11 protein-coding genes are annotated in these 22,213 nt (G+C 75.8%); 2 read left to right on the top strand and 9 right to left on the bottom strand.

Annotation, left to right across the window (positions count from 1 at the left end):
- A partial coding sequence (locus ACFPZN_RS52190) for a type I polyketide synthase (RefSeq protein WP_378292112.1) occupies positions 1 to 3,012 on the top strand: 3,012 nt, incomplete at its 5' end.
- Positions 3,013 to 3,052: 40 nt separating this feature from the next.
- On the top strand, positions 3,053 to 13,768 hold the full coding sequence (locus ACFPZN_RS52185) for an SDR family NAD(P)-dependent oxidoreductase (RefSeq protein WP_378292109.1): 10,716 nt from the start codon (positions 3,053 to 3,055) through the stop codon (positions 13,766 to 13,768).
- A gap of 7 nt (positions 13,769 to 13,775) precedes the next feature.
- On the opposite strand, the gene ACFPZN_RS52180 is transcribed toward ACFPZN_RS52185, so the two are convergent.
- From ACFPZN_RS52180 to ACFPZN_RS52140, 9 genes are all read right to left on the bottom strand, one after another.
- Entirely contained in the window at positions 13,776 to 14,459 is a 684-nt protein-coding gene (locus ACFPZN_RS52180) for a TetR/AcrR family transcriptional regulator (protein WP_378292107.1), read from the bottom strand.
- Between the two features lie 57 nt (positions 14,460 to 14,516).
- Positions 14,517 to 15,842 (bottom strand): MmgE/PrpD family protein, encoded by a 1,326-nt coding sequence (locus ACFPZN_RS52175; protein ID WP_378292105.1) that lies wholly within the window; start codon positions 15,840 to 15,842, stop codon positions 14,517 to 14,519.
- Positions 15,839 to 16,885: an LLM class flavin-dependent oxidoreductase gene (locus tag ACFPZN_RS52170; RefSeq protein WP_378292102.1), complete on the bottom strand. Its 1,047-nt coding sequence runs from the start codon at positions 16,883 to 16,885 to the stop codon at positions 15,839 to 15,841. Before ACFPZN_RS52170 ends, ACFPZN_RS52175 begins: the two co-directional genes overlap by 4 nt.
- The gene (locus ACFPZN_RS52165; RefSeq protein WP_378292100.1) at positions 16,882 to 17,736 is read right to left on the bottom strand and encodes an alpha/beta fold hydrolase; all 855 of its coding nucleotides are present in this window, start codon (positions 17,734 to 17,736) and stop codon (positions 16,882 to 16,884) included. The genes ACFPZN_RS52170 and ACFPZN_RS52165 overlap by 4 nt, the downstream gene beginning before the upstream one ends.
- Positions 17,733 to 18,692 carry a DODA-type extradiol aromatic ring-opening family dioxygenase gene (locus tag ACFPZN_RS52160; protein WP_378292098.1) on the bottom strand — a complete coding sequence of 320 codons (960 nt, stop codon included), beginning with the start codon at positions 18,690 to 18,692 and terminating at the stop codon, positions 17,733 to 17,735. The genes ACFPZN_RS52165 and ACFPZN_RS52160 overlap by 4 nt, the downstream gene beginning before the upstream one ends.
- Positions 18,689 to 20,011 (bottom strand): M20 family metallopeptidase, encoded by a 1,323-nt coding sequence (locus ACFPZN_RS52155; protein ID WP_378292096.1) that lies wholly within the window; start codon positions 20,009 to 20,011, stop codon positions 18,689 to 18,691. The genes ACFPZN_RS52160 and ACFPZN_RS52155 overlap by 4 nt, the downstream gene beginning before the upstream one ends.
- 1 nt (position 20,012) lies before the next feature.
- Positions 20,013 to 20,183 (bottom strand): hypothetical protein, encoded by a 171-nt coding sequence (locus ACFPZN_RS52150; RefSeq protein WP_378292094.1) that lies wholly within the window; start codon positions 20,181 to 20,183, stop codon positions 20,013 to 20,015.
- A 25-nt stretch (positions 20,184 to 20,208) separates the two neighbouring features.
- A complete protein-coding gene (locus ACFPZN_RS52145) occupies positions 20,209 to 21,054 on the bottom strand; it encodes an alpha/beta fold hydrolase (RefSeq protein ID WP_378292092.1) in 846 nt (281 codons plus the stop codon).
- A partial coding sequence (locus ACFPZN_RS52140; RefSeq protein WP_378292090.1) for a Rieske 2Fe-2S domain-containing protein occupies positions 21,044 to 22,213 on the bottom strand: 1,170 nt, incomplete at its 5' end. The genes ACFPZN_RS52145 and ACFPZN_RS52140, both read right to left, overlap by 11 nt.

Here is a 22,213-nt window from a genome sequence, read left to right as displayed (position 1 = left end):
GCCGAGGGCGTGGCCCACTTCGTGGAGGTGGGGCCGTCGGCGGTGCTGTCGGCGACGGGGGCGGGTGAGTTCATCCCCGTGTCGCGCAAGGACCAGCCTGAGGTGTCGTCGGTGATCGGTGCGTTGGGACGGCTCTGGACGCGCGGCGGGCCGGTGTCCTGGGCGCCGGTGTTCGCGGGCACCGCCGCCCAGCGCGTCGATCTGCCCACCTACCCCTTCCAGCGCCGCCGCTACTGGCTCGACACTTCCGCCGTTCCCGGGAATCTGGGCTCGGCCGGCCTCGTGGCGGCGGAGCATCCGCTGCTCGGCGCGGCCGTTCCGCTGGCCGACTCGGAGACGACGGTGCTGACCGGGCGGCTGTCGGCCGGGACACAGTCATGGCTGGCCGATCACCGGGTGACCGACGCGGTCGTGTTCCCGGGGACCGGGTTCGTGGAGCTGGCCTTCCGCGCGGGCGACCAGGTCGGGTGCGGGCTGCTGGAGGAGCTGACCCTGGAGGCGCCGCTGGTGCTGCCCGAGGCGGGCGGGGTGCCGATCCAGGTCGTGGTCGATCCCCCCGGCGAGGACGGGCGGCGGAGGCTCACCGTGCACTCGCGCGCCGAGGACGCCCCGCCCGAGGCGCCGTGGACGCGTCACGCCGAGGGTGTCCTCTCACCGGACACCCCGCCGGAGCCGGCCGCCGATCCGGGTGTGTGGCCGCCGGAGGGCGCGACGCCGATCCCGGTCGAGGACATCTACGACCGTGCCGCCGAGGGCGGGCTGGACTACGGGACCGCCTTCCGGGGGCTGCGGGCAGCCTGGCGGCTGGGCGACGAGGTCTGCGCCGAGGTCGCCCTTCCCGACGATCTGCACGACGGCGCCGGGCGCTTCGGCGTGCACCCGGCCCTGCTCGACGCCGCGTTGCACACGCTCGGCCTCACCGATCACCCGGACGCGGGGGCGGCCCTGCCGTTCGCCTGGAACCGGGTGGCGCTGCACGCGGCCGGGGCCGCGAGCCTGCGGGTACGGGTCGCGGTCGCCGACGGCGGCGCCGTGTCCGTGGACGCCACCGACGCCACGGGAGCCCCGGTGGCGTCGATCGGGTCGCTGGTCCTGCGGCGGTTCTCGGCCGTGCGCCCGGCCGACGCCGGAAAGAACGTGCGGGACTGGCTGTACCGGGTCGAGTGGAACGCCGCCGAGGCCGGTGCGACCGGCCCGGAGGTCGTCGACTCCGACGACGTCGACGAACTGCGCGCGGCGCTGGACGCGGGCGCTCCGGTGCCGGAGGCGGTCGTGTTCCCGGCTGGGCCGGTGGACGCGGGCGAGACGCCCGCCGCCGTCCGCGCCGCGACAGGCCGGGTGCTGGGGGCTCTGCAATCCTGGCTCGCCGACGAGCGGCTCGCCGAGTCCAGGCTGGTGGTCCTCACCCGGGGCGCCGTGGAGCCCGGCGCGGACGCGCCCGCCGACCTGCCCGGAGCCGCCGTGTGGGGCCTCGTGCGGTCCGCGCAGTCCGAGCATCCCGGGCAGTTCGTGCTGGCCGACGTGGACGACGCCCCGGACTCGCGGAGTGTCCTGCCTTCCGCCCTGGGGACGGGCGAGCCGCAGCTGGCGATCCGCGCCGGTGCGATCAGCGTTCCCCGCCTGGTCCGCGCGGCGGACACGGCCGGGACGGCCGATCTCGACCTCGCCGAGGGCACCGTGCTGATCACCGGCGGCACCGGGGGCCTGGGCGCCGTGGTCGCCCGGCACCTGGTCGCCGAGCGCGGCGCCCGGCGGCTCCTCCTGGTCAGCCGGCGCGGTGCCGGCGCGCCCGGCGCCCGGGACCTGTGCGCTGAACTGACCGGGCTGGGCGCGGCCGAGGTCACGCTCGCGGCCTGCGACGTCGCCGACAGGGACGCGCTCGCCGCCGTGCTGGCCGCCGTCCCGGCAGAGCACCCGCTCACGGCGGTGGTGCACACCGCCGGGGTCCTGGACGACTCCCTGGTGACGGCGCTGGACACGGACGGGCTCGACACCGTGCTGCGCCCGAAGGCGGACGGGGCGTGGCACCTGCACGACCTGACCGAGGGCCTCGATCTCAAGCTCTTCGTGCTGTTCTCCGCGACCGCCGGTGTCCTCGGGACCCCGGGCCAGGGCAACTACGCGGCGGCGAACGCGTTCCTGGACGGGCTCGCCGCCGTCCGCCGCTCCCACGGCCTGCCCGCGGTCGCGATGGCGTGGGGACTGTGGGAGCAGGCCAGCGAGATGACCGCGCACCTCACGGCCGCGGAGATGAAGCGGGTCGAGCGGGTCGGGGTCGCGCCGCTGCCCGCCGAGGACGCGCTGGCCCTGTTCGACCTCGCCTCCGCCGCGGACCTCGCCGCGGTCGTCCCCGCGCGGCTGAGCACGGCGTCGTTGCGCGCCCAGCGGGATTCGGGGCTGCTGCCGCCGCTGCTGAGCGGTCTGGTGCCGGAAGCGCGGCGCCGGGCGGTGGCCGCGTCCGCCGAGGCCGGCGGCTCCTCGCTCCTGACGCGGCTCGCGGCGATGACGGGGGAGGACCGCGCGCAGGCGCTGCTGTCCCTGGTCCGCGCCGAGGTGGCCACCGTGCTCGGGCACGCCACGACCGAGGCGATCAGGCCCGGCCGGGCGTTCGACGAACTCGGCTTCGACTCGCTCACGGCGGTCGAGCTGCGCAACCGACTCATCGCCGCGACCGGTGTGCGGCTGCCGGCCACGCTGATGTTCGACCATCCGACGCCGGCGGCGATGGCCGAGTACCTGGATCTCCAGGTGCGCCCGCCGCAGGAGGCGGCGGAGGTGTCGCTGCTGGGCGGGCTGGACCGGCTCGAGCAGATCTTCGCGGAGCCGGACTCCGCCGAGATCGGGACGCTCGACGCGGCGGCCCGGGCGGACGTGGCCGAGCGCCTGGGCAGGCTGCTCGACCGGTGGCGGGAGAGGAACGCGGCGACCGCCGGCGCGGGCGTCGCCGACCGGCTGGAGTCGGCGTCCGACGACGAGATCTTCGACTTCATCGACAAGAAGCTGGGCCAATGACCACCCTCACCCCGGGCGGGGCGGAACCGACGGAGTCCTGATGGCGAACGAAGCGAAGCTCCGCGACTACCTCAAGCGGGTCACCGCCGAGCTGCACACCACGAGCGAGCGCCTGCGCGAGGTGACCGAGCAGGCGAGCGAGCCGGTCGCGATCGTGGGCATGAGCTGCCGCTACCCGGGCGGCGTGCGGTCTCCCGAGGATCTGTGGTCGCTGGTGGAGGAGGGCCGGGACGCGATCTCGGGGTTCCCCGCGGACCGCGGCTGGGACCCGGCGACGCTGTACGACCCGGACCCGGAGCGGCGCGGCACGAGCTACACCGACCAGGGCGGGTTCCTGCACGACGCGGCCGAGTTCGACGCGGCGTTCTTCGGGATGTCGCCGCGGGAGGCGATGACGAGCGATCCGCAGCACCGGCTGGTGCTGCAGACGGCCTGGGAGGCGCTGGAGCGGGCCGGGATCGCGGCCGGCTCGCTGCGGGGCAGCCGGACCGGGGTGTTCACCGGCCTGATGTACCACGACTACGGCGTGCGCGTGCGGGCCCGCGGCATGGAGGAGTACGAGGCCTACCTGGGGAACGGCACCACGGGCGCCGTCGCCTCCGGCCGGGTGTCCTACACGCTGGGGCTGGAGGGGCCCGCCGTCACCGTCGACACCGCGTGCTCGTCCTCCCTGGTGGCGCTGCATCTGGCCGTCCAGGCGCTGCGCACCCGGGAGTGCGGCCTGGCGCTGGCGGGCGGGGCGACGGTGATGGCCACGCCGGGCACGTTCGTCGAGTTCAGCCGCCAGCGGGGGCTGTCGCCGGACGGGCGCTGCAAGTCGTTCGCCGCCGCGGCGGACGGCGTCGGCTGGGGCGAGGGCGTCGGCATGCTCGTCCTGGAGCGGTTGTCGGACGCCCTCGGCAACGGGCACCCCGTCCTGGCCGTCGTGCGCGGCACCGCGGTGAACCAGGACGGCGCCAGCAACGGCCTGACGGCGCCCAACGGCCCCTCGCAGCAGCGGGTGATCCGGCAGGCGCTGGCCAACGCGCGGCTCACGTCCCGTGACATCGACGCCGTCGAGGCGCACGGCACCGGCACCAGGCTGGGCGACCCGATCGAGGCGCAGAGCCTGCTGGCGGTGTACGGCCGGGAGCGGCAGGACGACGATCCCCTGTGGCTGGGATCGCTGAAGTCCAACATCGGGCACACGCAGGCCGCCGCGGGCGTGGGCGGGATCATCAAGATGGTCATGGCGATGCGGCACGGGCAACTGCCGCGGACGCTGCACGTGGACGCGCCGTCGCCGGAGGTGGACTGGTCGGAGGGCGCGGTCGAGCTGCTCACCGAGGCGAGGCCGTGGCCCGAGCGTGACCGGCCGCGGCGCGCCGCGGTGTCCTCGTTCGGGGTCAGCGGCACCAACGCCCACGTGGTGCTGGAGGCGCACGCCGCGGAGGAGCCCGTGGAGGAGCCCCCGGCTGCGGAGGGCGCGGCGCCGGCCGTGCTGCCCTGGGTGGTGTCGGCTCGGGACGAGGACGCGCTGCGCGCCCAGGCCGCGCGCCTGCTCTCCTTCGTGGACGACCATCCCGGGTCGGGCCCCGCCGACGTGGGGCTGTCGCTGGTGACCACCCGGTCGACGTTCGAGTACCGCGCGGTCGTGACCGGCACCGACCTGGACACCCTGCGCGCGGGCCTGTCCGCGCTCGCCGAGGGCGCCCCGGCCGCCGGGCTGACCCAGGGCGTGGAGGGCGAGGGCGGCAAGGCCGTCTTCGTGTTCCCCGGGCAGGGGTCCCAGTGGCAGGGGATGGCACTGGACCTGCTGGACTCCTCGCCCGCCTTCGCCGCCGAACTGGAGGCGTGCGCGGCGGCGCTGGCCCCGCACGTGGAGTGGTCCCTGACGGACGTGCTCCGCGGCGTCCCCGGAGCGCCGTCCCTGGACCGGGTGGACGTCGTGCAACCGGCGCTGTTCGCCGTGAACGTGGCACTGGCGGCCTTGTGGCGCGCCCACGGTGTGGAGCCGGCCGCCGTCGTCGGCCACTCGCAGGGGGAGATCGCCGCCGCCTGCGTGGCGGGCGCTCTCACCGTCGAGGACGCCGCCCGGGTCGTCGCGCTGCGGAGCCGGGCCATCGCCGAGGAGCTGGCCGGGCACGGCGGGATGGCGTCGGTGTCGCTGCCGGTCGCGCGGGCGCGCGAGCTGCTGGCGGCGTGGGACGACCGGCTGACCGTGGCGGCGGTCAACGGGCCGTCGTCGGTGGTGGTGTCCGGTGACGCCGCCGCGCTGGAGGAGCTGCTGGCCCGTTGCGCCGCCGAGGAGATCCGGGCCCGCAAGGTCGCGGTCGACTACGCCTCCCACTCGGCGCACGTGGAGAGGATCGAGCGGCGGGTCCTGGACGATCTGGCACCGATCAGCCCGCGCCCGGCGGCGGTGCCGTTCTTCTCGGCGGTCACCGGCGGCCGGCTGGACGGCGACCGGCTCGACGCCGCGTACTGGTACACCAACCTGCGCCGCACGGTCGACTTCGAGCGGGCAGTCCGGGCGGTGCTCGACGAGGAGTACGGGTTCCTCATCGAGGTCAGCCCGCATCCGGTGCTGACCGCCGACGTCCAGGCGACCGCCGACGCGGCCGGCTCCGGCGCGGTGGCGGCCGGGTCCCTGCGCCGCGGCGAGGGCGACCTCCGGCGCTTCGCGATCTCGGCGGCCGAGCTGTTCGTGCGCGGCCTCCCCGTGGACTGGGCGTCCTTCTACGCCGGGTCCGGGGCGCGCCGCGTGCCGCTGCCCACCTATGCCTTCCAGTACCGCCGCTTCTGGCTGGACCTGGTGGAGCCGGGCGGGGACCCCGCCGCGGCGGGCCTGGCCTCGGTGACCCATCCGATCCTGGGCGCCGCCGTGTCGCTGGCGGGCAGGGAGGGCACCGTGCTGACCGGGCGGCTCTCGCTGGAGTCGCATCCGTGGCTGGCCGACCACGCGGTGTTCGGCGCGGTGCTGCTGCCCGGCACGGCCTTCGCGGAGCTGGCCGTCCAGGCCGGTGACCAGGTGGGCTGCCCCGTGCTGGAGGAGCTGACCGTGCACGCGCCGCTGGTGCTGCCCGAGCGGGGGCATGTGCGGCTGCAGGTCGTCGTGGAGCCGGGGGACGGCCCGCACCGGCAGGCCGTGTCGGTGCATTCGCGTCCCGAGGCGGCCGACCCGGACGCGCCCTGGACCCTGCACGCGGACGGCACGCTCGCGACGGCCCTGCCCATCGCGCAGGGCGGCGAGCCGTTCGCGCCGGACGCCTGGCCGCCGCCGGGAGCCGAGCCCGTCCCGCTCGACGGGCTCTACCCGCGGCTCGCCGACCACGGCTACCAGTACGGGCCGGTGTTCCAGGGCCTGCGCGCGATGTGGCGGCGCGGCGAGGAGGTCTTCGCCGAGGTGGAGCTGCCCGAGGACGCCGGCGACGGGGCGTTCGCGCTGCACCCCGCCCTGCTGGACGCCGTGCTCCACACAGGTCTGGTCGACCACGACGGTCCGACGCTGCTGCCGTTCTCGTGGAACGGGGCGGAGCTCTACGCGACGGGTGCGCGGGCGCTGCGCGCACGGGTGGCACCCGTGCCCGAGGGCGGCGTGACCGTGCAGGCGGCGGACGTGGCGGGCGAGCCGGTGTTCTCGGTGGCCCGGCTGGACATGCTGCCGGTGTCGGCCGACGCCGTCCGCGGGGCGGGCTCGGACGGCGCGGGCCTGTACCGCGTGACCTGGACGCCGCTTCCTCCGGCCGGGGCCGTGCCGGTGGGCCGGTTCGCCGTGCTGGGCGAGGACGAGTTCGGCACGGACTGCGAGCGGTACCCGGATCTGGCCGCGCTGGTGGCAGCGGTGGACGCCGGTGGGCCCGTGCCCGAGGCCGTGTTCGCGGCGTGCCCGCCCGAACCCGCCGGCACCGCCGTGCCGGACGCGGTCCGGGCGAGCACCGGGCGGGTGCTCGCGCTCGTCCAGGAATGGCTCGCCGAGGAGCGCTTCGCCGCGTCCCGGCTCGTCCTCCTCACCGGCGCGGCCGTGGCGACCGGCCCGGACGAGGCCGGCGACCCGGTGGGCATGGCGGTGTGGGGCCTGGTGCGGTCCGCGCAGATGGAGCATCCCGACCGGCTCGTCCTGGCCGACGTCGAGGGTGGTGTCCCGGCCGAGGCCGCGCTGGCGCGGGCGCTGGGGACCGACGAGCCGCAGCTCGCCTTCCGCGCCGGCGAGGTGCTCGTGCCCCGGCTGGCCCGCGCCCCCGAGCCGGTAAAGAACCCAGAGCCGGCACAGGCCCCGGAGCCCCGGGACCGGGGCGCGGGCACGGTGCTGATCACCGGTGGCACCGGCGGGCTCGGCGCGCTGCTGGCCCGGCACCTGGTGACCGAGCACGGGGTCCGGCACCTGGTGCTGGCCGGACGCCGCGGCCCCGCCGCGCCGGACGCGGTCCGGTTGCGCGACGAGCTCGCCGGGCTCGGCGCCGAGGTGACCCTGGCGGCGTGCGACGTGGGCGACCGCGCGGAGCTCGACCGGCTGTTCGCCGGGATCCCCGCCGAGCGCCCGCTGACCGCCGTGGTGCACATGGCCGGCGTCCTGGACGACGGCATGATCGACTCGCTCACCCCGGAGCGGATCGCGACGGTGCTGCGGCCCAAGGCGGACGCGGCCTGGCATCTGCACGAGCTGACCCGCGACCGGCCGGACATCGACCTGATCTTCTTCTCCTCGCTGTCCAACGTGTTCGGTGACCCCGGTCAGGGCAACTACGCCGCCGCCAACGCCTTCCTGGACGGCCTGGCCGGCCACCGCAGGGCGCACGGGCTCCCCGCCGTCTCGCTCGCCTGGGGGTTCTGGGAGCAGCGCAGCGGGATGACCGAGCACCTCACCGACGCCGAGGTGGCCCGGATGGCCCGCTCCGGCGTGCGCGGGCTCTCCGGCGCCGAGGGCCTCGCGCTGTTCGACCGGGCCCTGGGCCAGGACGAGCCCGTCCTGGTCCCGGTGCTGCTCGACGTGCCCGCGCTGCGGGCGCGCGACGCGGTGTCGCTGCCCGCGGTCCTGCGCGGGCTCGTCCGCGTGCCCGTGCGCCGGGCCGCCGGCGGGCAGGGAAGCACGGCGGGCAGCACGCTGGCGGACCGGCTGGCCGGGCTGCCCGCCGCCGACGCCGAGACGATGCTGCTTGACCTCGTCACGGCCCATGCCGCCGCGGTGCTCGGACATTCCGGCACCGGCGGGCTCGACCTCCGGCGCGCCTTCCGGGACCTCGGGTTCGACTCGATGACGGCGGTCGAGCTGCGCAACCGGCTCAACCTCGCCACCGGCCTGAAACTGCCCGCGACGCTGGTGTTCGACCACCCCACCGCGGGGGAGCTGGCGGCGTACCTGCGCACCCGGCTGCTCGGCGAGACCGCGGCGTCCGCGACGGCGGCCGCCGCTCCCGTGGCCGCCGGCACCGACCCGATCGCGATCGTCGGGATGGCCTGCCGCTTCCCGGGCGGGGTGAAGGACCCCGACGACCTGTGGCGCCTGGTCGAGTCCGGCCGGGACGGGATGTCGCCGTTCCCGGCCGACCGGGGCTGGAACCTGGAGAACCTGTACGACCCGGATCCGGGCGTTCCGCGCAAGACCCACGCCCAGGCCGGAGGGTTCCTGCACGATGCCGCGGACTTCGACGCGGAGTTCTTCGGGATCGGCCCGCACGAGGCGCTCGCCATGGACCCGCAGCAGCGGCTGCTGCTGGAGACCTCCTGGGAGGCGCTGGAGTCGGCGGGAATCGCCCCCGACACGCTGCGCGGCGGGGACACCGGTGTGTTCGCCGGCGTGATGTACGGCGAGTACGGCTTCGGCCGTGTCACGGACGCGCCGAGCGGGCTGGAGCCGTACCTCGGCAACGGCAGCCTGCCCAGCGTGGCCTCCGGCCGCGTCGCCTACACCTTCGGCCTGCAGGGCCCCACGATGACCGTCGACACCGCCTGCTCGTCCTCGCTGGTGGCGCTGCACCTCGCGGCGCAGGCCCTCCGGCAGGGGGACTGCGGGCTGGCGCTGGCGGGCGGCGTCACGGTGATGGCCTCGCCCGAGGTCCTCATCGGATTCAGCAGCCAGCGCGCCCTGTCGCCGGACGGGCGCTGCAAGGCGTTCGCCGAGTCCGCCGACGGCACCGGGCTGTCGGAGGGCGTCGGCGTGCTCGTCCTCGAACGGCTGTCGGACGCCCGCCGCAACGGGCATCCGGTGCTGGCCGTGGTGCGCGGCTCGGCGGTCAACCAGGACGGGGCCAGCAACGGCCTGACCGCGCCCAACGGCCCGGCGCAGGAGGACCTCATCCGGCGGACGCTCGGCGCCGCCGGGCTGGCCCCGGCCGACGTCGACGTGGTGGAGGCGCACGGGACGGGCACCCGGCTCGGCGATCCGATCGAGGCCCAGGCGCTGCTGGCGACCTACGGCCAGGACCGTCCCGCCGGCCGTCCGCTGCTGCTCGGAACGATCAAGTCCAACATCGGGCACACCCAGGCGGCCGCCGGCGTCGCCGGTGTGATCAAGATGGTGCAGGCGATGCGGCACGGCGTCGTACCGGAGACCCTGCACGTGGACGCCCCGTCCGGCGAGGTGGACTGGGAGCAGGGGGCCGTCGAGCTGGTCACCGCCCGCCGCGCCTGGCCCGGCACCGAGGGGCCGCGCCGCGCCGCCGTGTCCTCCTTCGGGATCAGCGGGACCAACGCGCACGTGATCATCGAACGCCCCGCCGACCCGGCCCCGGAGCCCGCCGCCGGCACGGAACCCGGCCGCGAGGTCCCGTGGCTGCTGTCCGGCCACACCGAGTCCGCCGTCCGGGCGCAGGCAGGGCGCCTGCTGTCGCACCTGGAGCGGCACGCGGAGCCGTCCCTCGCCGACGTCGGCCTGTCCCTGGTGACCTCGCGCGCCGCGCTGGACCACCGGGCCGTGGTGGCCGGTCGCGACCGGGCGGAATTGCTGCGCGGCCTCGCCGCTTTGCGCGACGGTACGCATCCGGTCGAGCTTTCGAGCCCTTCGGCTCGGACCGCCTTCCTGTTCTCCGGCCAGGGTGCGCAACGGGCCGGGATGGGCCGCGCCCTGTACGACACGTTCCCCGCCTACGCCGAGGCGTTCGACGCGGTGTGCGCCGAACTCGACCCCCTCCTGCAGCGCCCGCTCGCCGAGGTAGTGTTCGGCGACGGCGCGGAACTGGACCAGACCGGGTTCGCCCAGCCCGGGCTGTTCGCCGTCGAGGTGGCGATGGTCAGGCTGCTGGAGTCGTGGGGCGTGCGCCCGGCCATGCTCGCCGGGCACTCCGTCGGGGAGGTCGTCGCGGCCCACGTCGCCGGGGTGTTCTCGCTGGCCGACGCCTGCGCGCTGATCGCCGCCCGCGGACGGCTGATGCAGGCGCTGCCCGAGGGCGGCGCGATGGTCGCGGTGCGCGCCGCCGAGGCCGAGGTCCTGCCGCTGCTGACCGGCGACGTGAGCATCGCCGCCGTGAACGGGCCGGAGTCGGTCGTGCTGTCGGGCGACCGGGCGGCCGTCGCGGCGGTCGCCGACCGGTTCGCGGCCGACGGCCGTCCCACCAGGCCGCTGCGCGTCAGCCACGCGTTCCACTCGCCGCTGCTGGAGCCGATGCTGGACGAGTTCGCGGCCGTCGTCGAGGGCCTGGAGACGCGGCCCCCGCGGATCCCGATCGTGTCCAACGTGACCGGGCGGGTGGCCGGGCCGGAGGAGCTGTGCACGCCCGCCTACTGGGTGCGGCACGCTCGCGAGACCGTGCGCTTCCACGACGGCCTCCGGGCGATGACGGACGAGGGCATGACCGCCTTCCTGGAGATCGGCCCGGACGCGGTCCTGACGTCCATGGGCGAGGAGAGCGTCCCCGGCGCGGTGTTCGTCCCGGTCCAGCGGCGCGACCGGTCCGAGCCGGGCGCACTGGCCGAGGCGCTCGGCCGGCTCCACGCGCACGGCGTGCGGATCGACTGGCCGGTCTACTTCTCCGGCGCCCGCCGCGTCGGCCTGCCGACCTACGCCTTCCAGCGCCGCCGGTACTGGCTGGACGCCTCCGCCTCGGCGGGGACGCCCGGCGAGTTCGGCCAGCGGGACACCGGGCACCCGCTGCTGACCGCGGCCGTGCCGCTCGCCGATTCGGACGGCGTGCTGCTGACCGGCCGCGTGTCGCTCGACCGGCACCCGTGGATCGCCGACCACACGGTGCTGGGCTCCGCGCTCCTGCCCGGTACGGGCCTGCTCGAACTGGCCGCGCGGGCGGCGGACGAGGCCGGGGGCGGCGCCGTCCGCGAGCTGACGCTCCAGGCGCCGCTGCCGGTGCCGGAGCGGGGCGCGGTCCTGCTCCAGGTCGTGGTCGGCCCGGAGAACGAGGCGGGCGAGCGTCCGCTCGGCGTGCACGCCAGGCCCGAGGATGAGGAGGAGGACACCGGGGAGGACGCGGGGTGGACCTGCCACGCCACCGGAGTGCTGGGCCCGGCGCGGCCCGCCCCGGTGGCCGATCTGACGCGGTGGCCCCCGCCCGGCGCCGAACCGGTCGGCCTCGACGGGGCCTACGAGGGCCTCGCGGACCGCGGACTCGGCTACGGCCCGGCGTTCCAGGGCGTCACGGCGGTGTGGCGGCGCGGCGACGAGGTGTTCGCCGAGGTCGCCCTGCCCGCCGAGGAGGAGGCGCAGGCGGAGCGTTTCCGCCTGCACCCGGCGCTGTCGGACGCCGCCCTGCACGCGATGCTCCTGGCCGGTCCGGAGGAGGACGAGCTCCGGTTGCCGTTCCTGTGGTCCGGGGTGTCGGTCTACGCCGACGGCGCCGCCGCGTTGCGGGTGCGTCTCGCTCCCGCGGAGGACGGCGGGCTCTCGCTGTACGCCGCGGATACGGCGGGGGCGCCGGTGCTCGTGGTCGACTCGCTGGTCTCGCGGCCGGTCCCCGCGGAGCAGTTGCGCCCCGTAGGCGGGTCCGGGGCCATGTTCCAGGTGGACTGGACGCCCGTGCCCGTTGACGGCACGGGTCCGGCGCGCTGCGCCGTGCTGGGCGATGACGATCTGGGCCTGACCGGTGCCGAACGGCACGCGGACCTCGACGCCCTGGCCGCGGCGGGTCCGGTGCCCGAGCATGTGGTGTTCCCCGTCCCGGACCCGGCCGAAGGGGACTTGCGGGACGCCGCGCGGTCGGTGTCCGCCCGGGTGCTGGCCGTCCTGCAGTCCTGGCTCGCCGACGAGCGCTTCGACGGGTCGTGCCTGACCGTGGTGACCTCGGGTGTCGTGACGGGCCCGTACGAAGCCCCCAACCTCGCGCACGCGCCAGTGTGGGGACTGGTGCGCTCCGCCCGCACGGAGAACCCGGGCCGCTTCGCCCTGGTCGACCTCGACGGCACCGGCGCGTCCCGCGCCGGGCTGGCGGCGGCGATCGGCACGGCTGAGCCGGAACTGTCCCTCCACGACGGCGTGCCGAGGGCGTGCCGCCTGGCCAGGACGGCCGGGGCAGGCGACGCGGAGCGGCCCGCGTTCGCACCCGGCGGCACCGTGCTGATCACCGGTGGCACGGGCGGGCTCGGCGCGCACCTCGCCCGCCGGCTGGTCACCGGGCACGGCGTCCGGCGCCTCGTGCTGGCCGGCCGCCGCGGCCCCGCCGCGCCGGGGGCGGGCGAGCTGGTGGCCGAGCTGACCGGACTGGGCGCGTCCGTCGAGGTCGTCGCCTGCGACGCGGCGGACCGGGACGAGTTGGCCGCGCTGCTGCGGGGCGTCCCGGACGCGCATCCGCTCACCGGCGTCTTCCACACCGCGGGCGTCCTCGACGACGGGGTGATCCCGGCGCTCTCGCCGGAGCGGCTGGAGACGGTGTTCCGGCCCAAGATCGACGCCGCGCTGAACCTGCACGAGCTGACCTCCGGCGACCGGCTCGCCGCGTTCGTGCTGTTCTCCTCGGCGGCCGGGCTGTTCGGCGGCCCCGGGCAGGGCAACTACGCCGCCGCGAACACCTTCCTGGACGCCCTCGCGCAGGCGCGGCGCGCGGCCGGATCACCCGGGCTGTCGCTGGCCTGGGGGGCGTGGGCCGCGGACGGCGGGATGGCCGGCCGGCTGGGCGAGACCGATCTCCGCCGGATGCGCCGTTCCGGGATCGTCCCCCAGAGCGCCGAGGAGAACCTCGCGCGGTTCGACGCCGCGCTCGGTCTCGGCGTGCCGGTGCTCGTGCCCGCCCGGCTGGACTTCACGCGAATCCGGGCCCGGGCCGCCACGGAGGAGGTGCCCGCGATCCTGCGCGGGCTGGTCCGGAGCCGTGGCCGGGCGGCCGCGCGGCCCGCCGACGGACCCGTCCTGGCCCGGCGGCTGGCCGAGGAGCCCGCCGACGAGGGCCTGGTGCTGGGCACGGTGCGCACCCACATCGCCGGCGTGCTCGGCCACGACGGACCCGAGTCGATCGATCCAGACAAGGGGCTGCTGGACCTGGGCCTGGACTCGCTGTCGGCGGTCGAGCTCCGCAACCGCCTCGGCGCGACCAGCGGCCTGCGACTGCCGTCGACGCTGGTGTTCGACTTCCCGACCGCCTCGGCCATCGCCCGGCACCTGTTCGGGGAGCTGACCGGCGGCGGCGAGGCCGCCCTGGAGACCGAGCTCACCCGGCTCGAGTCGGCCCTGGCGGGCACGGAGTGGGACGACGAGCAGCGCCGCCGGATCTCGGCGCGGCTGCGCGGGCTGGCCTCCCGGTGGGACCGGGAGAACGAGGTTCGGGAGGAGACCGAGGCCCTGCGGTCGGCGAGCGCGGCCGAGCTCTTCGAGATCCTGGACGAGGAGCTGCAGCCGTAGGCGCGGTTCAGCGATCGCGTTCCAAGCCGGCGAGGACCGAGGAGATGAAGCATTCGACGCCGAAGTCGAACTGCGCGTCGGCGGGGAGGTCGACCAGGTGCTCGGCGATGGCGACGACGCTCGGGAACTTCGTGGCCGGGAGGGAGGCGTAGAAGTGCCTGCGCTGGCGGCGCAGCTCCGCGCTTTCGGGACGGTCGGTGTGCCCCCAGGGCCGGGGATGCTGGTAGCCGGCGAACCCGAGCGCGTAGGTGATGAGGAAGGAGTAGCAGCGGACGGCCGTCTCCGGGGGCAGGCCCGCCTCCAGGAAGCGGGAGAGGACCCCCTCCATGCCGCCTTCCATGGAGTGCATGCTCATCGTGACCCGGCTGGTCATCAGCTGCACCATGCTGGGGTGCTCCCGCATCATGGAGAGGAAGCCGGTCGCGGCGGCCCGGAGCACGGCCGCGGGGTCCGAGGAGTCGGCCTCGGGGAAGCGGATCCCGCCGAGGACGTGGTCCGCCATCGCGTCGAGGATCTCCTCCTTGCTGCGCACGTACCCGTAGAGGGTCATGGCGCCGACGCCGAGCTCGGAGGCGATGCGGCGGATGGTGAGGTCGTCGAGCCCCTCGGTGTCGGCGATCTTGAGCGAGGCCTCGACGATGCCCTCGAGGCTGACCGTGCGCCCACCGCGCCGTGAACCCGTGCGGGCCATGTGCGCTGACTCCTCCCCGTTCCGCCGGTGATCTCCAGCACGGTACAGGATACGGTACTAATGTCGCGCTGAGCAGCAGTCCTGGAGCGAGCGGCGCAGGTCACGCGCGCTCGGGACCTCGTCCAGGGCGAGGCAGCGGGCGATCCACGCGTCCGCCGCCCGCTCGTCACGGGCTGGGCCGAGTTGCCGCTGGAACTTGGCCCTGAGGTCTTCTTCGTCCGGTGCCGCGGCGGCCTCCCGCATCTCCTCGCGGGGCGGGCCGCCGCCCGGTGGCCGGACGATCACGCGGGCGCTCCAGCGCTCCGGCAGGTGGCGTTCCAGGTCCGGGGCCGGGATGAGCGTGATCTCCGGGGTGCCGGGCGGGAGCGTGCCGCGGTAGAAGGCGACGTCGCCGGCCGCGCCCGCCAGCAGGGCGGCCACCGCGAACGCGGCGCTGGCCGCCGCTTCCGTGGGGCCGGGCGGGTTCCGGTCGGCGGTGACGAACCGCAGCAGCGGCCCGGGGAGGCCGATGTCGATCCGCCGCGCCGCCGCCACCGGGACGCCCTGTTCCATGAGCGCGGCGAGGGCGTCCAGCGCGGCGTGCAGCGGGCGGGCGCACGGATACGACTTGAAGGAGCAGCCGGCCAGGTGCGGGCCGTCGGCACCGCCGGGCCGGGTCCGCGCCAGGTCCGCGCCGAGGGCCGCCGCGGCGGGTCCGTCGAGCAGGGTGCCGCTCGCGTCCGCTCCGGCACGGGCCAGGTAGGCGGCCTCCACGCCGTCGGCGGCGGCGCGTCCGGTGAGCAGGTAGTGGCCCGTGCCCAGGACGTCCGAGCCGAGCAGGCCGCCGAGCCCGGCGGACGCGATGCCGAGGGCGGCGGTCGTCCGGTCCCGGTCCAGGGAGAGCAGCGACGCGGTCGCCGCCGCGGCCCCGAGCGCCCCGAACAGGGCGGTCGGCCACCAGGCCCGCTCGTAGAGGCGGGGGCCGCCGAACCGCGCCCCGGCCTCGACGACCGCCTCGTACCCGGCGATCACCGCGTCCACGACGGCACGGCCGGGAAGATCCTCGTGGTCGGCCACCGCCAGCGCCGCGGGGACGGTCACGGCGGACGGCACCACGGCCGCGGCGGGATGCAGCGCGTCGTACTCGTCCACGTGCGCCAGCACGGACTCCACCAGCACCGCCGTGCGCAGCGGATGCCTGCCCGCGAGCCCTGTCACCGGCAGCCCGCCGCCGCCGTTCACCCCGGCCAGCGCCGCCAGCCCGGCCGCCAGTGGATGCGACGCGCCCGCGATCACGCAGCCGGCCGTGTCCAGGACGTGCAGCGCCGCCAGCGACCGGATCGGGGCGCCGGCCTCCAGCGGCGCCCGCGTCGATCGGCCGGCCAGATCCGCCAGGACGGTCACGCTCCCTCCCGCAGGAGCGGCAGGACGCCCTCCCCGACGGTGTCGATCAGTTCGTGCGGCAGGTCGTACGACCCGACATGCTGCAGGTAGACGCCGCGGACCCCGGCGGCGCCGAGCCCGCGCAGCCGGGCCGCGATCTCCTCGGCCGTGCCGAACAGGCAGAAGGCGCGGGCGAACGCGGCGGCGGCCTCGTCGCTGACCCACCGCGAGCAGATCGCGACGGCCGACTCCCAGTCCTCGGCGTGGACGAGGTCGGGGTAGACGCCGCCGACGCGGTCCGGGACGTCCAGGTCGATCCCGGCCAGGGCGAGGGCCTTGGTGCCGCCGGTCTGCGCGATGGAGGCGCAGATCGGTTTGAGTTGCCGGGCCGCCCGTTCCACGTCGTCGGTGACCGCGCAGTACGCGGAGGCGACGAGCGGGACCGGGGCGCGGCCCGCGGCCAGCGCCCCGTCCCGGACCCGCGCGGAGGCGTCGGCCAGCGTGTCCGGGGAGACGCCGCTGAGCAGCACGACCCCGTCCGCGATCTCGCCGGCCAGCCGCAGGTTGCGCGGGCCGCTGGCGGCCATGAACAGCGGGACCCGCGCGGGGTCGCGGAGCCGGGAGACCGCGCCGCCGCCGAAGTCCCACTCCTCGCCGTCCAGCAGGGCCCGCAGTGTCGCGATCCCGGAGCGCATCTCGGCGCCGGTCGAGGGGCGCATCCCGACCGGCCCGACCGAGCTGTTGCCGACCCCGAGGCCGAGGGTGAAGCGCCCCTCGGCCAGCTCGGCGACGCTGCGGGCGGCGGAGGCGAGCACGGCCGGGTGCCGGGTGGCGAGGTTGGTGACGGCGGTGCCCAGCCCGATCCGGCCGGTGCCGAGGGTCGCGGCGGTCAGGGTGGTGAAGACGTCCCGCCACAGGAGCTGGGAGTCGGGGAACCACGCCTGGTCGAACCCCAGCCGCTCGGCCCGCCGGACCGTCTCGACCACCTGTCCTGCGGGGGCGCAGGGCGGAACGCGGATCCCGACGTCCGGGACGGCGGCCGGGGAGGCGGCCGGGGTGGTCATGCGCGTCCCTCGGCCAGGAACGCCAGGTTGAGCGCGTTGAACCGGTCGGCGTGCTCGTGCTGGGGCCAGTGGCCGCACTCGCCGAAGATCTCGAGCCGGGAGCCGGGGATGGCGTCGCGCATCCGGTACGCCTCGGGGACGTCGCCGAACGGGTTCTGCGCGCCCCACACGATGAGGGTCGGGGCGGTGATGCGGCCCATCTGCTCGGGGGTGAGGAGGTCTTCGCGCCGGTTCTCCATCTCCTGGAGGCACAGGAGGTCGTCGATGGCCTTGACGAACGCGGGCCGGTGGTAGATCGCGTGCCGTACCCGCACCAGCTCCTCGGACACGTCGGCCGCGGGGTCGTGCATGAGCAGGTGCAGCCGCTCGCGGGTGAGCTCGATGTCGTCGGTCGCGACGGCCGCGCGGGTGCTGGTCTTGATCCGTTCCATGACGGCCGGGTTGGCGACGGTGCCGCCGGGGGCGACCAGGGTGAGGCGCCCGGCGCGGCCGGGGTGGTCGGCCGCGAGCCGCGCGGCGACCCAGCCGCCGAGCGACTCGCCGACGAAGTGGGCCCGGTCGATGCCGCAGGCGTCCATGTAGCCGAGCACGTGGTCGACGTAGCCGGGGATGCGGTACGGCTCGCCGGACCCGTCGGTGTACCCGTGCCCGATCATGTCGATGGCGTGGCAGGCGTACCCGGCCGCGTGGGCCGGGAAGTTGCGGGCGAACGCCTCCAGGTGCCCGCTCGTGCCGTGCAGGAAGATGATCGCCTCGCCGTCGCCCGCCTGGAGCGCGCGGGTGCGCAGGCCGCCGACGTCGATGTGGCGGACGGCGAAGTCGATACCGGTCAGGTCGGTCCAGATGGTCATGCGTGAGACTCCTGTCGGGGGGTGTTCTGGGGGTGGAGGGCGGCGACGCCCATGCCGGTGAGCCAGGCGTCGACGGGCGCGTAGGCGAGGGTGCGGCCGTCGGCGGAGCCGACGGCGGCGGCCATGGCGACCCAGGCGCGGATCTCCTGGGCACCGTTGCCGGCCCGCCGGGTGATCTCGTCGTCGCCCATGGCGGTGATCGGGTCGAGGTCGCCGCGTGCCAGCAGGTCGAGGAACCACCGGTCGAAGCCGGGGTCGATGTCGGGCGCGGCGGCCCGGATGATCTGGCGGCGGCGGACCTCGTACTCGCTCCAGGAGTCGCGGCCGTTCAGCCATGCCTCGACCAGGAAGCGGTCGTCGTCGCTGAGCGCGTCGTACCACTTGGGCCACGGCAGCCGGTGCGACAGCCCGCCGGAGGCGATCACCACCACCCGCTTGCCGGTCCCGTCGGACCGCACGGCCGCGCCGATCGCCGACCCGAGCGCGTGGCAGCGCCGCAGCGACGGGAGCGGCGGCGCGAACATGTTGACCACCACCGGGACCACCGGCACATCGAGGCCGGGCACGAGGTACTGGAGGGCGTGGGTGATGCCGTGGTCGACCGTCAGCCGCAGCGAGAACGCGGGGTCGAACCCGGAGCCGACCAGGGAGTCCACCAGGTGGCGGGCCAGGGCGGTGTCGACCGGCAGCGGCCCTGCCGGCGTGCCCGCCTCGCCCGCGCCGTTCACCGCGCCGACGCCGACGGTGAACGCCGGCATCAGGTCGAGGAAGAACCCGCGGAAGTGGTTGGACCCGATCACGACCACGGCGTCGGGGCGGGCCCGCTCGACGAGCCGGCGGGCCTCGGCGAGGCCGTCGCGGAACCGGTGCGCCCCGTCGAGATGGTCGACCTCGTCCCAGTGGGTGTTCATCAGGGTGCTGTGCGAGGCACCGACCCCGAGCAAGATCTCGCTCACGCCACCTCCTCCCGGGTGCGGGTGCAGGTGTCGACGATCGTGTGGACGAGCGCGCGCACCAGCTTGCGGGCCTCGCGGACGTCCACCACGTTCATGCCGGCGGGGAAGTCCAGCCGCATCGGCGCGTCGTCGCCGATCCGGTCCATGCCGGTCCGGGCGGTCGGGATGCCGCGGGCGCGCAGGATGTTGGCGTCGGTGGCGCCGCTGTTGTTCAGGATCGGCTCGTGGGGCCGTCCTTCGAGGTCCTCCCAGGCGGCCTTGGCGGCCGTGACGATCCAGTTGTCCTCGGGGGTCTGGGTGCCGGGAATGGCGAGGGTCATCTCCCAGTCCAGCCGGATCCCCGGATGGGCGGCGCGGATGCGGTCGATCGCCTCGGCGAACTCGCGCTTGGCCTGCATCGGCGTGGTGCGCGGGCTGATCCGCAGGTCGACGTGGAAGCGGCAGGTCGCCGGGGACAGCGACGCCGTGCGCCGCCAGCCGCCCTCGATGCCGCCGATGTTGCCCTGCGGGGCGACCAGGCCCGCGGTGTGGCGGGCGCTGTACTCGGGGAACCACTCCTCCAGGCCCGCGATCACGGTCCCGGCGTCGACGATGGGGTTGCGGTAGGCCATCCTGTGCCGGCTGCCGACGTAGCTGTAGGTGCCGTGCACCCGCACCTCGAACCAGCAGAGGCCGACCTCTTCCCAGGCGGCCGTCCAGCCGGGCTTGGCGATGAGGGCGTAGTCGGCCCACACGCCCTGCTCCAGCATGAACGAGCAGCCGTTGCCCTGCCCGGCGTTGTACCGGCGGGCGTGCGGGACGTTGCGCCGGTTGGTGGGCATGCCGCCGGCGCCCAGACCGACGATCACGTCCCCGCGCAGCGGGATCCCGGCCGCGGCCACCGCCTCGGCGGCGGCGATCAGCGCGGCGCCGTGCCCCTTGGGGTTGCTCGCGCCGAGCCCGATGACGAAGTCGCCGTTCACGGCGGCGGACGGGCGCATGTCGTCGCGCAGCCCCGGGCCGGCCTGCGGGACGTCCTCCTCCTCCGTGCCTACGGTGAGGGTGTCGATCGGGGCGTACAGCAGCAGGTCCGGGCCGGTGCCGTCGCCGCGCAGCCGGCCGACCGCGTTGCCCTGGCCGTCGTCGATCGGCTGGTAGCGGGCCTCCAGCCCCGCCTCGCCGAGGCGCTCGGCCAGCCAGCGGGCCAGCGGCCCCTCCTCGCCGGTCGGGCTCGGGATGTCGACCATCCCGGCGATCAGGTCGGTGAGCCGGCGGGGGTCGATCTTCGCCCGCGCGGCCTCGGTCCAGGCGCGCCGCTGCGGGTCGAGCGGTGCGGGCATGTCAGCGTCCCCCCGCCGCCGGGCGCGCCGCGGGCCGCTCGTCCCGGACGACGGTGCCGGTGGCGTGCAGGAACGCCGGGCTCGGCGCGCGGCGCGGCGGGCCGGCGGCGGCCAGCCCGGCCCCGATGGCCGCGGCGTAGAGCAGGGTCTTGCGGGTCACCTTGCGCGACATGGACGAACCTCCGGTCGGTGGATGGTCACGGGAGTGCCCCGTCCAGGTGGGCGGCCGCCAGCGCGGCGTACGCGGCGGGCCGCTCCTCGGCGGGATGGTGCGCGGTACGGCCCAGGACGGCGACGTCCGCGCGGGGCAGGCGGGCCGCCAGCGACTGCGCGTAGGCGGGCCCGGCGAACGGGTCGTGCTCGCCCCACAGCAGCAGGACGGGGGACCGGACGCGGGTCAGGTCGGCGGTGAGGTCCTCCGGGACGCCGCGGCGGCCGGGGTCGGCGGCCAGGTCGAGGGCCGCCGGGGTGGTGCTCGCCTCGTGGCGCAGCAGGACCGTCCGTTCGGGCAGGCCGGACGGGTCGTGCCACTCCAGTTCCGCGATGAGGGCCCGCATCTTCTCCGGGGCGGGACCATCGCCCCCGTAGTAGGCGGCGCGGGCGCGCAGGCCGAGGGCGGTGTCGGACCGGACCCCGCAGGGCGCGGGGACGGGCTGGCTGCCGGTCACCACCAGCCGCCCGGCCCGGTCCGGATGCCGGGCGGCGAGCGCGAGCGCGACCGAGCCGCCCAGCGACTGGCACGCGAAGTCCGCCCGCGCGACGCCGAGGGCGTCCAGCACGCCCAGCACGCGGGCGGCGTGGAAGGAGACGGCCGGGCCGGTGATGGCGGGGGCCTCGGACGCGCCGTACTGGGGAAGGTCGACGAAGATCAGCCGCCGTCCCCGCGCGAGCCGGTCGGCCACCGGGCCGAAGTCGGTCCAGGCCGTGCAGCCGGGCCCGCCGCCGTGCAGCAGAACCGTGGGACGGCCCGAACCGAGTTCGGCGACCCGCAGCCGCACCCCTCCGGCCTCGACGTCCCGGCCGGCCGGCGGCTCAGCGTCCACCGGGACGCCCACCGGGACCCGGGGCCGGCTGGACCTTCAGGCCGCTCTTCTCGATGTGCCGCCGCCAGGCGGTCAGGGACAGGTCGGGCCGGTACAGCTTCTCCGGCGGGGCGTCCATGACGTCGACCATCCAGGCGTCCTGGCCGGTGAACTGGCCGTGGAAGAGCCAGCGGATCCAGGCGAAATACTTGGCCTTGAACGCCTTGGCCTTGAGCCCGTCCTCGAACCGCACCATGATCTGCACGTACCGGACGTGGTCGGCGTCCACCGGCACGTACCACTCGTAGTGGATGAAGTGCGGGTAGGCGACGCGGAGCAGGCCGGGCAGCCTGATCGACACGAATCCGGGGATGTCCATCCCCTCGATGACCGGGTTGACGTCGGCGGACTTGCCGGGGTGGTCGGGCAGCGGCATCCGCTTCCACCACCGCTTGTTGGTCCAGGTGCCGTAGCCGGGGAACTCGGCCTCCCAGTGCACCTCGTCCTGGACCCGGATGAGCCAGCCGCCGGTGTCCGACTCGACGATCCGGGTCTTGTTCCAGGCGGGCATCACCTTGAACAGCCGCCACAGCGCCGTGTTGTGCAGGTACTTGGCGTGGCCCTCGTCGAAGCCGTTCTCGGCGGCGAACCGCCAGTTGCCCTTGCGGATGTCGGTGCGCCCGCCCATCACGAACGCGTTCTCGGTGAGCTCGGCCGGGATGTCGCGTTCCACCGGAGGCGGGTCGCCGTCGCCGACGTAGACCCAGATCAGCCCGAGCCGCTCCCGGACGGGGTAGGTGCGGACCGACAGCTTGCCGCAGATCGGCGACTCGGGCCCGTCGGTCAGGACGGCGCAGAGCCTGCCGTCCTCCAGGTCGAACGTCCACCCGTGGTAGGGGCAGCTGATGGTGCCGTCGAACTGGCGGCGGCCCAGCGACAGCGGCACGCCCCGGTGCGGGCAGCGGTCGTGCAGGGCCCGGACGGTGCCGCCGTCCCGGACCAGGACGATCTTCTCGCCCAGCAGGGTGACCGGCACCGGCTTCGAGCCGATCTTCCTGGCCCATTCCACGGGGTACCAGAAGTCGCGGAAGCCGAGGGCGGCGTCGTTGTAGACGGGCCAGGCCGACCAGTCCTGCCCGGCGGGGGAGGGGGCGGCGCCTCCGCCCGGCGCGGCCGTCCG

It is taken from the genome of Actinomadura rugatobispora (genome assembly GCF_042656285.1).
Classification (GTDB): domain Bacteria; phylum Actinomycetota; class Actinomycetes; order Streptosporangiales; family Streptosporangiaceae; genus Spirillospora; species Spirillospora rugatobispora.
The sequence above is the reverse complement of the archived record's forward strand: the minus strand, read 5'-3'. Positions and strand labels throughout refer to the sequence as shown.

Bases quoted from the DNA above. Each gene is read 5' to 3' on its own strand.
- ACFPZN_RS52185 (WP_378292109.1), top strand. From the start codon at position 3,053: ATGGCGAACGAAGCGAAGCTCCGCGACTACCTCAAGCGGGTCACCGCC.
- ACFPZN_RS52180 (WP_378292107.1), bottom strand. From the start codon at position 14,459: ATGGCCCGCACGGGTTCACGGCGCGGTGGGCGCACGGTCAGCCTCGAG.
- ACFPZN_RS52170 (WP_378292102.1), bottom strand. From the start codon at position 16,885: ATGACCACCCCGGCCGCCTCCCCGGCCGCCGTCCCGGACGTCGGGATC.
- ACFPZN_RS52165 (WP_378292100.1), bottom strand. From the start codon at position 17,736: ATGACCATCTGGACCGACCTGACCGGTATCGACTTCGCCGTCCGCCAC.
- ACFPZN_RS52155 (WP_378292096.1), bottom strand. From the start codon at position 20,011: ATGCCCGCACCGCTCGACCCGCAGCGGCGCGCCTGGACCGAGGCCGCG.
- ACFPZN_RS52150 (WP_378292094.1), bottom strand. From the start codon at position 20,183: ATGTCGCGCAAGGTGACCCGCAAGACCCTGCTCTACGCCGCGGCCATC.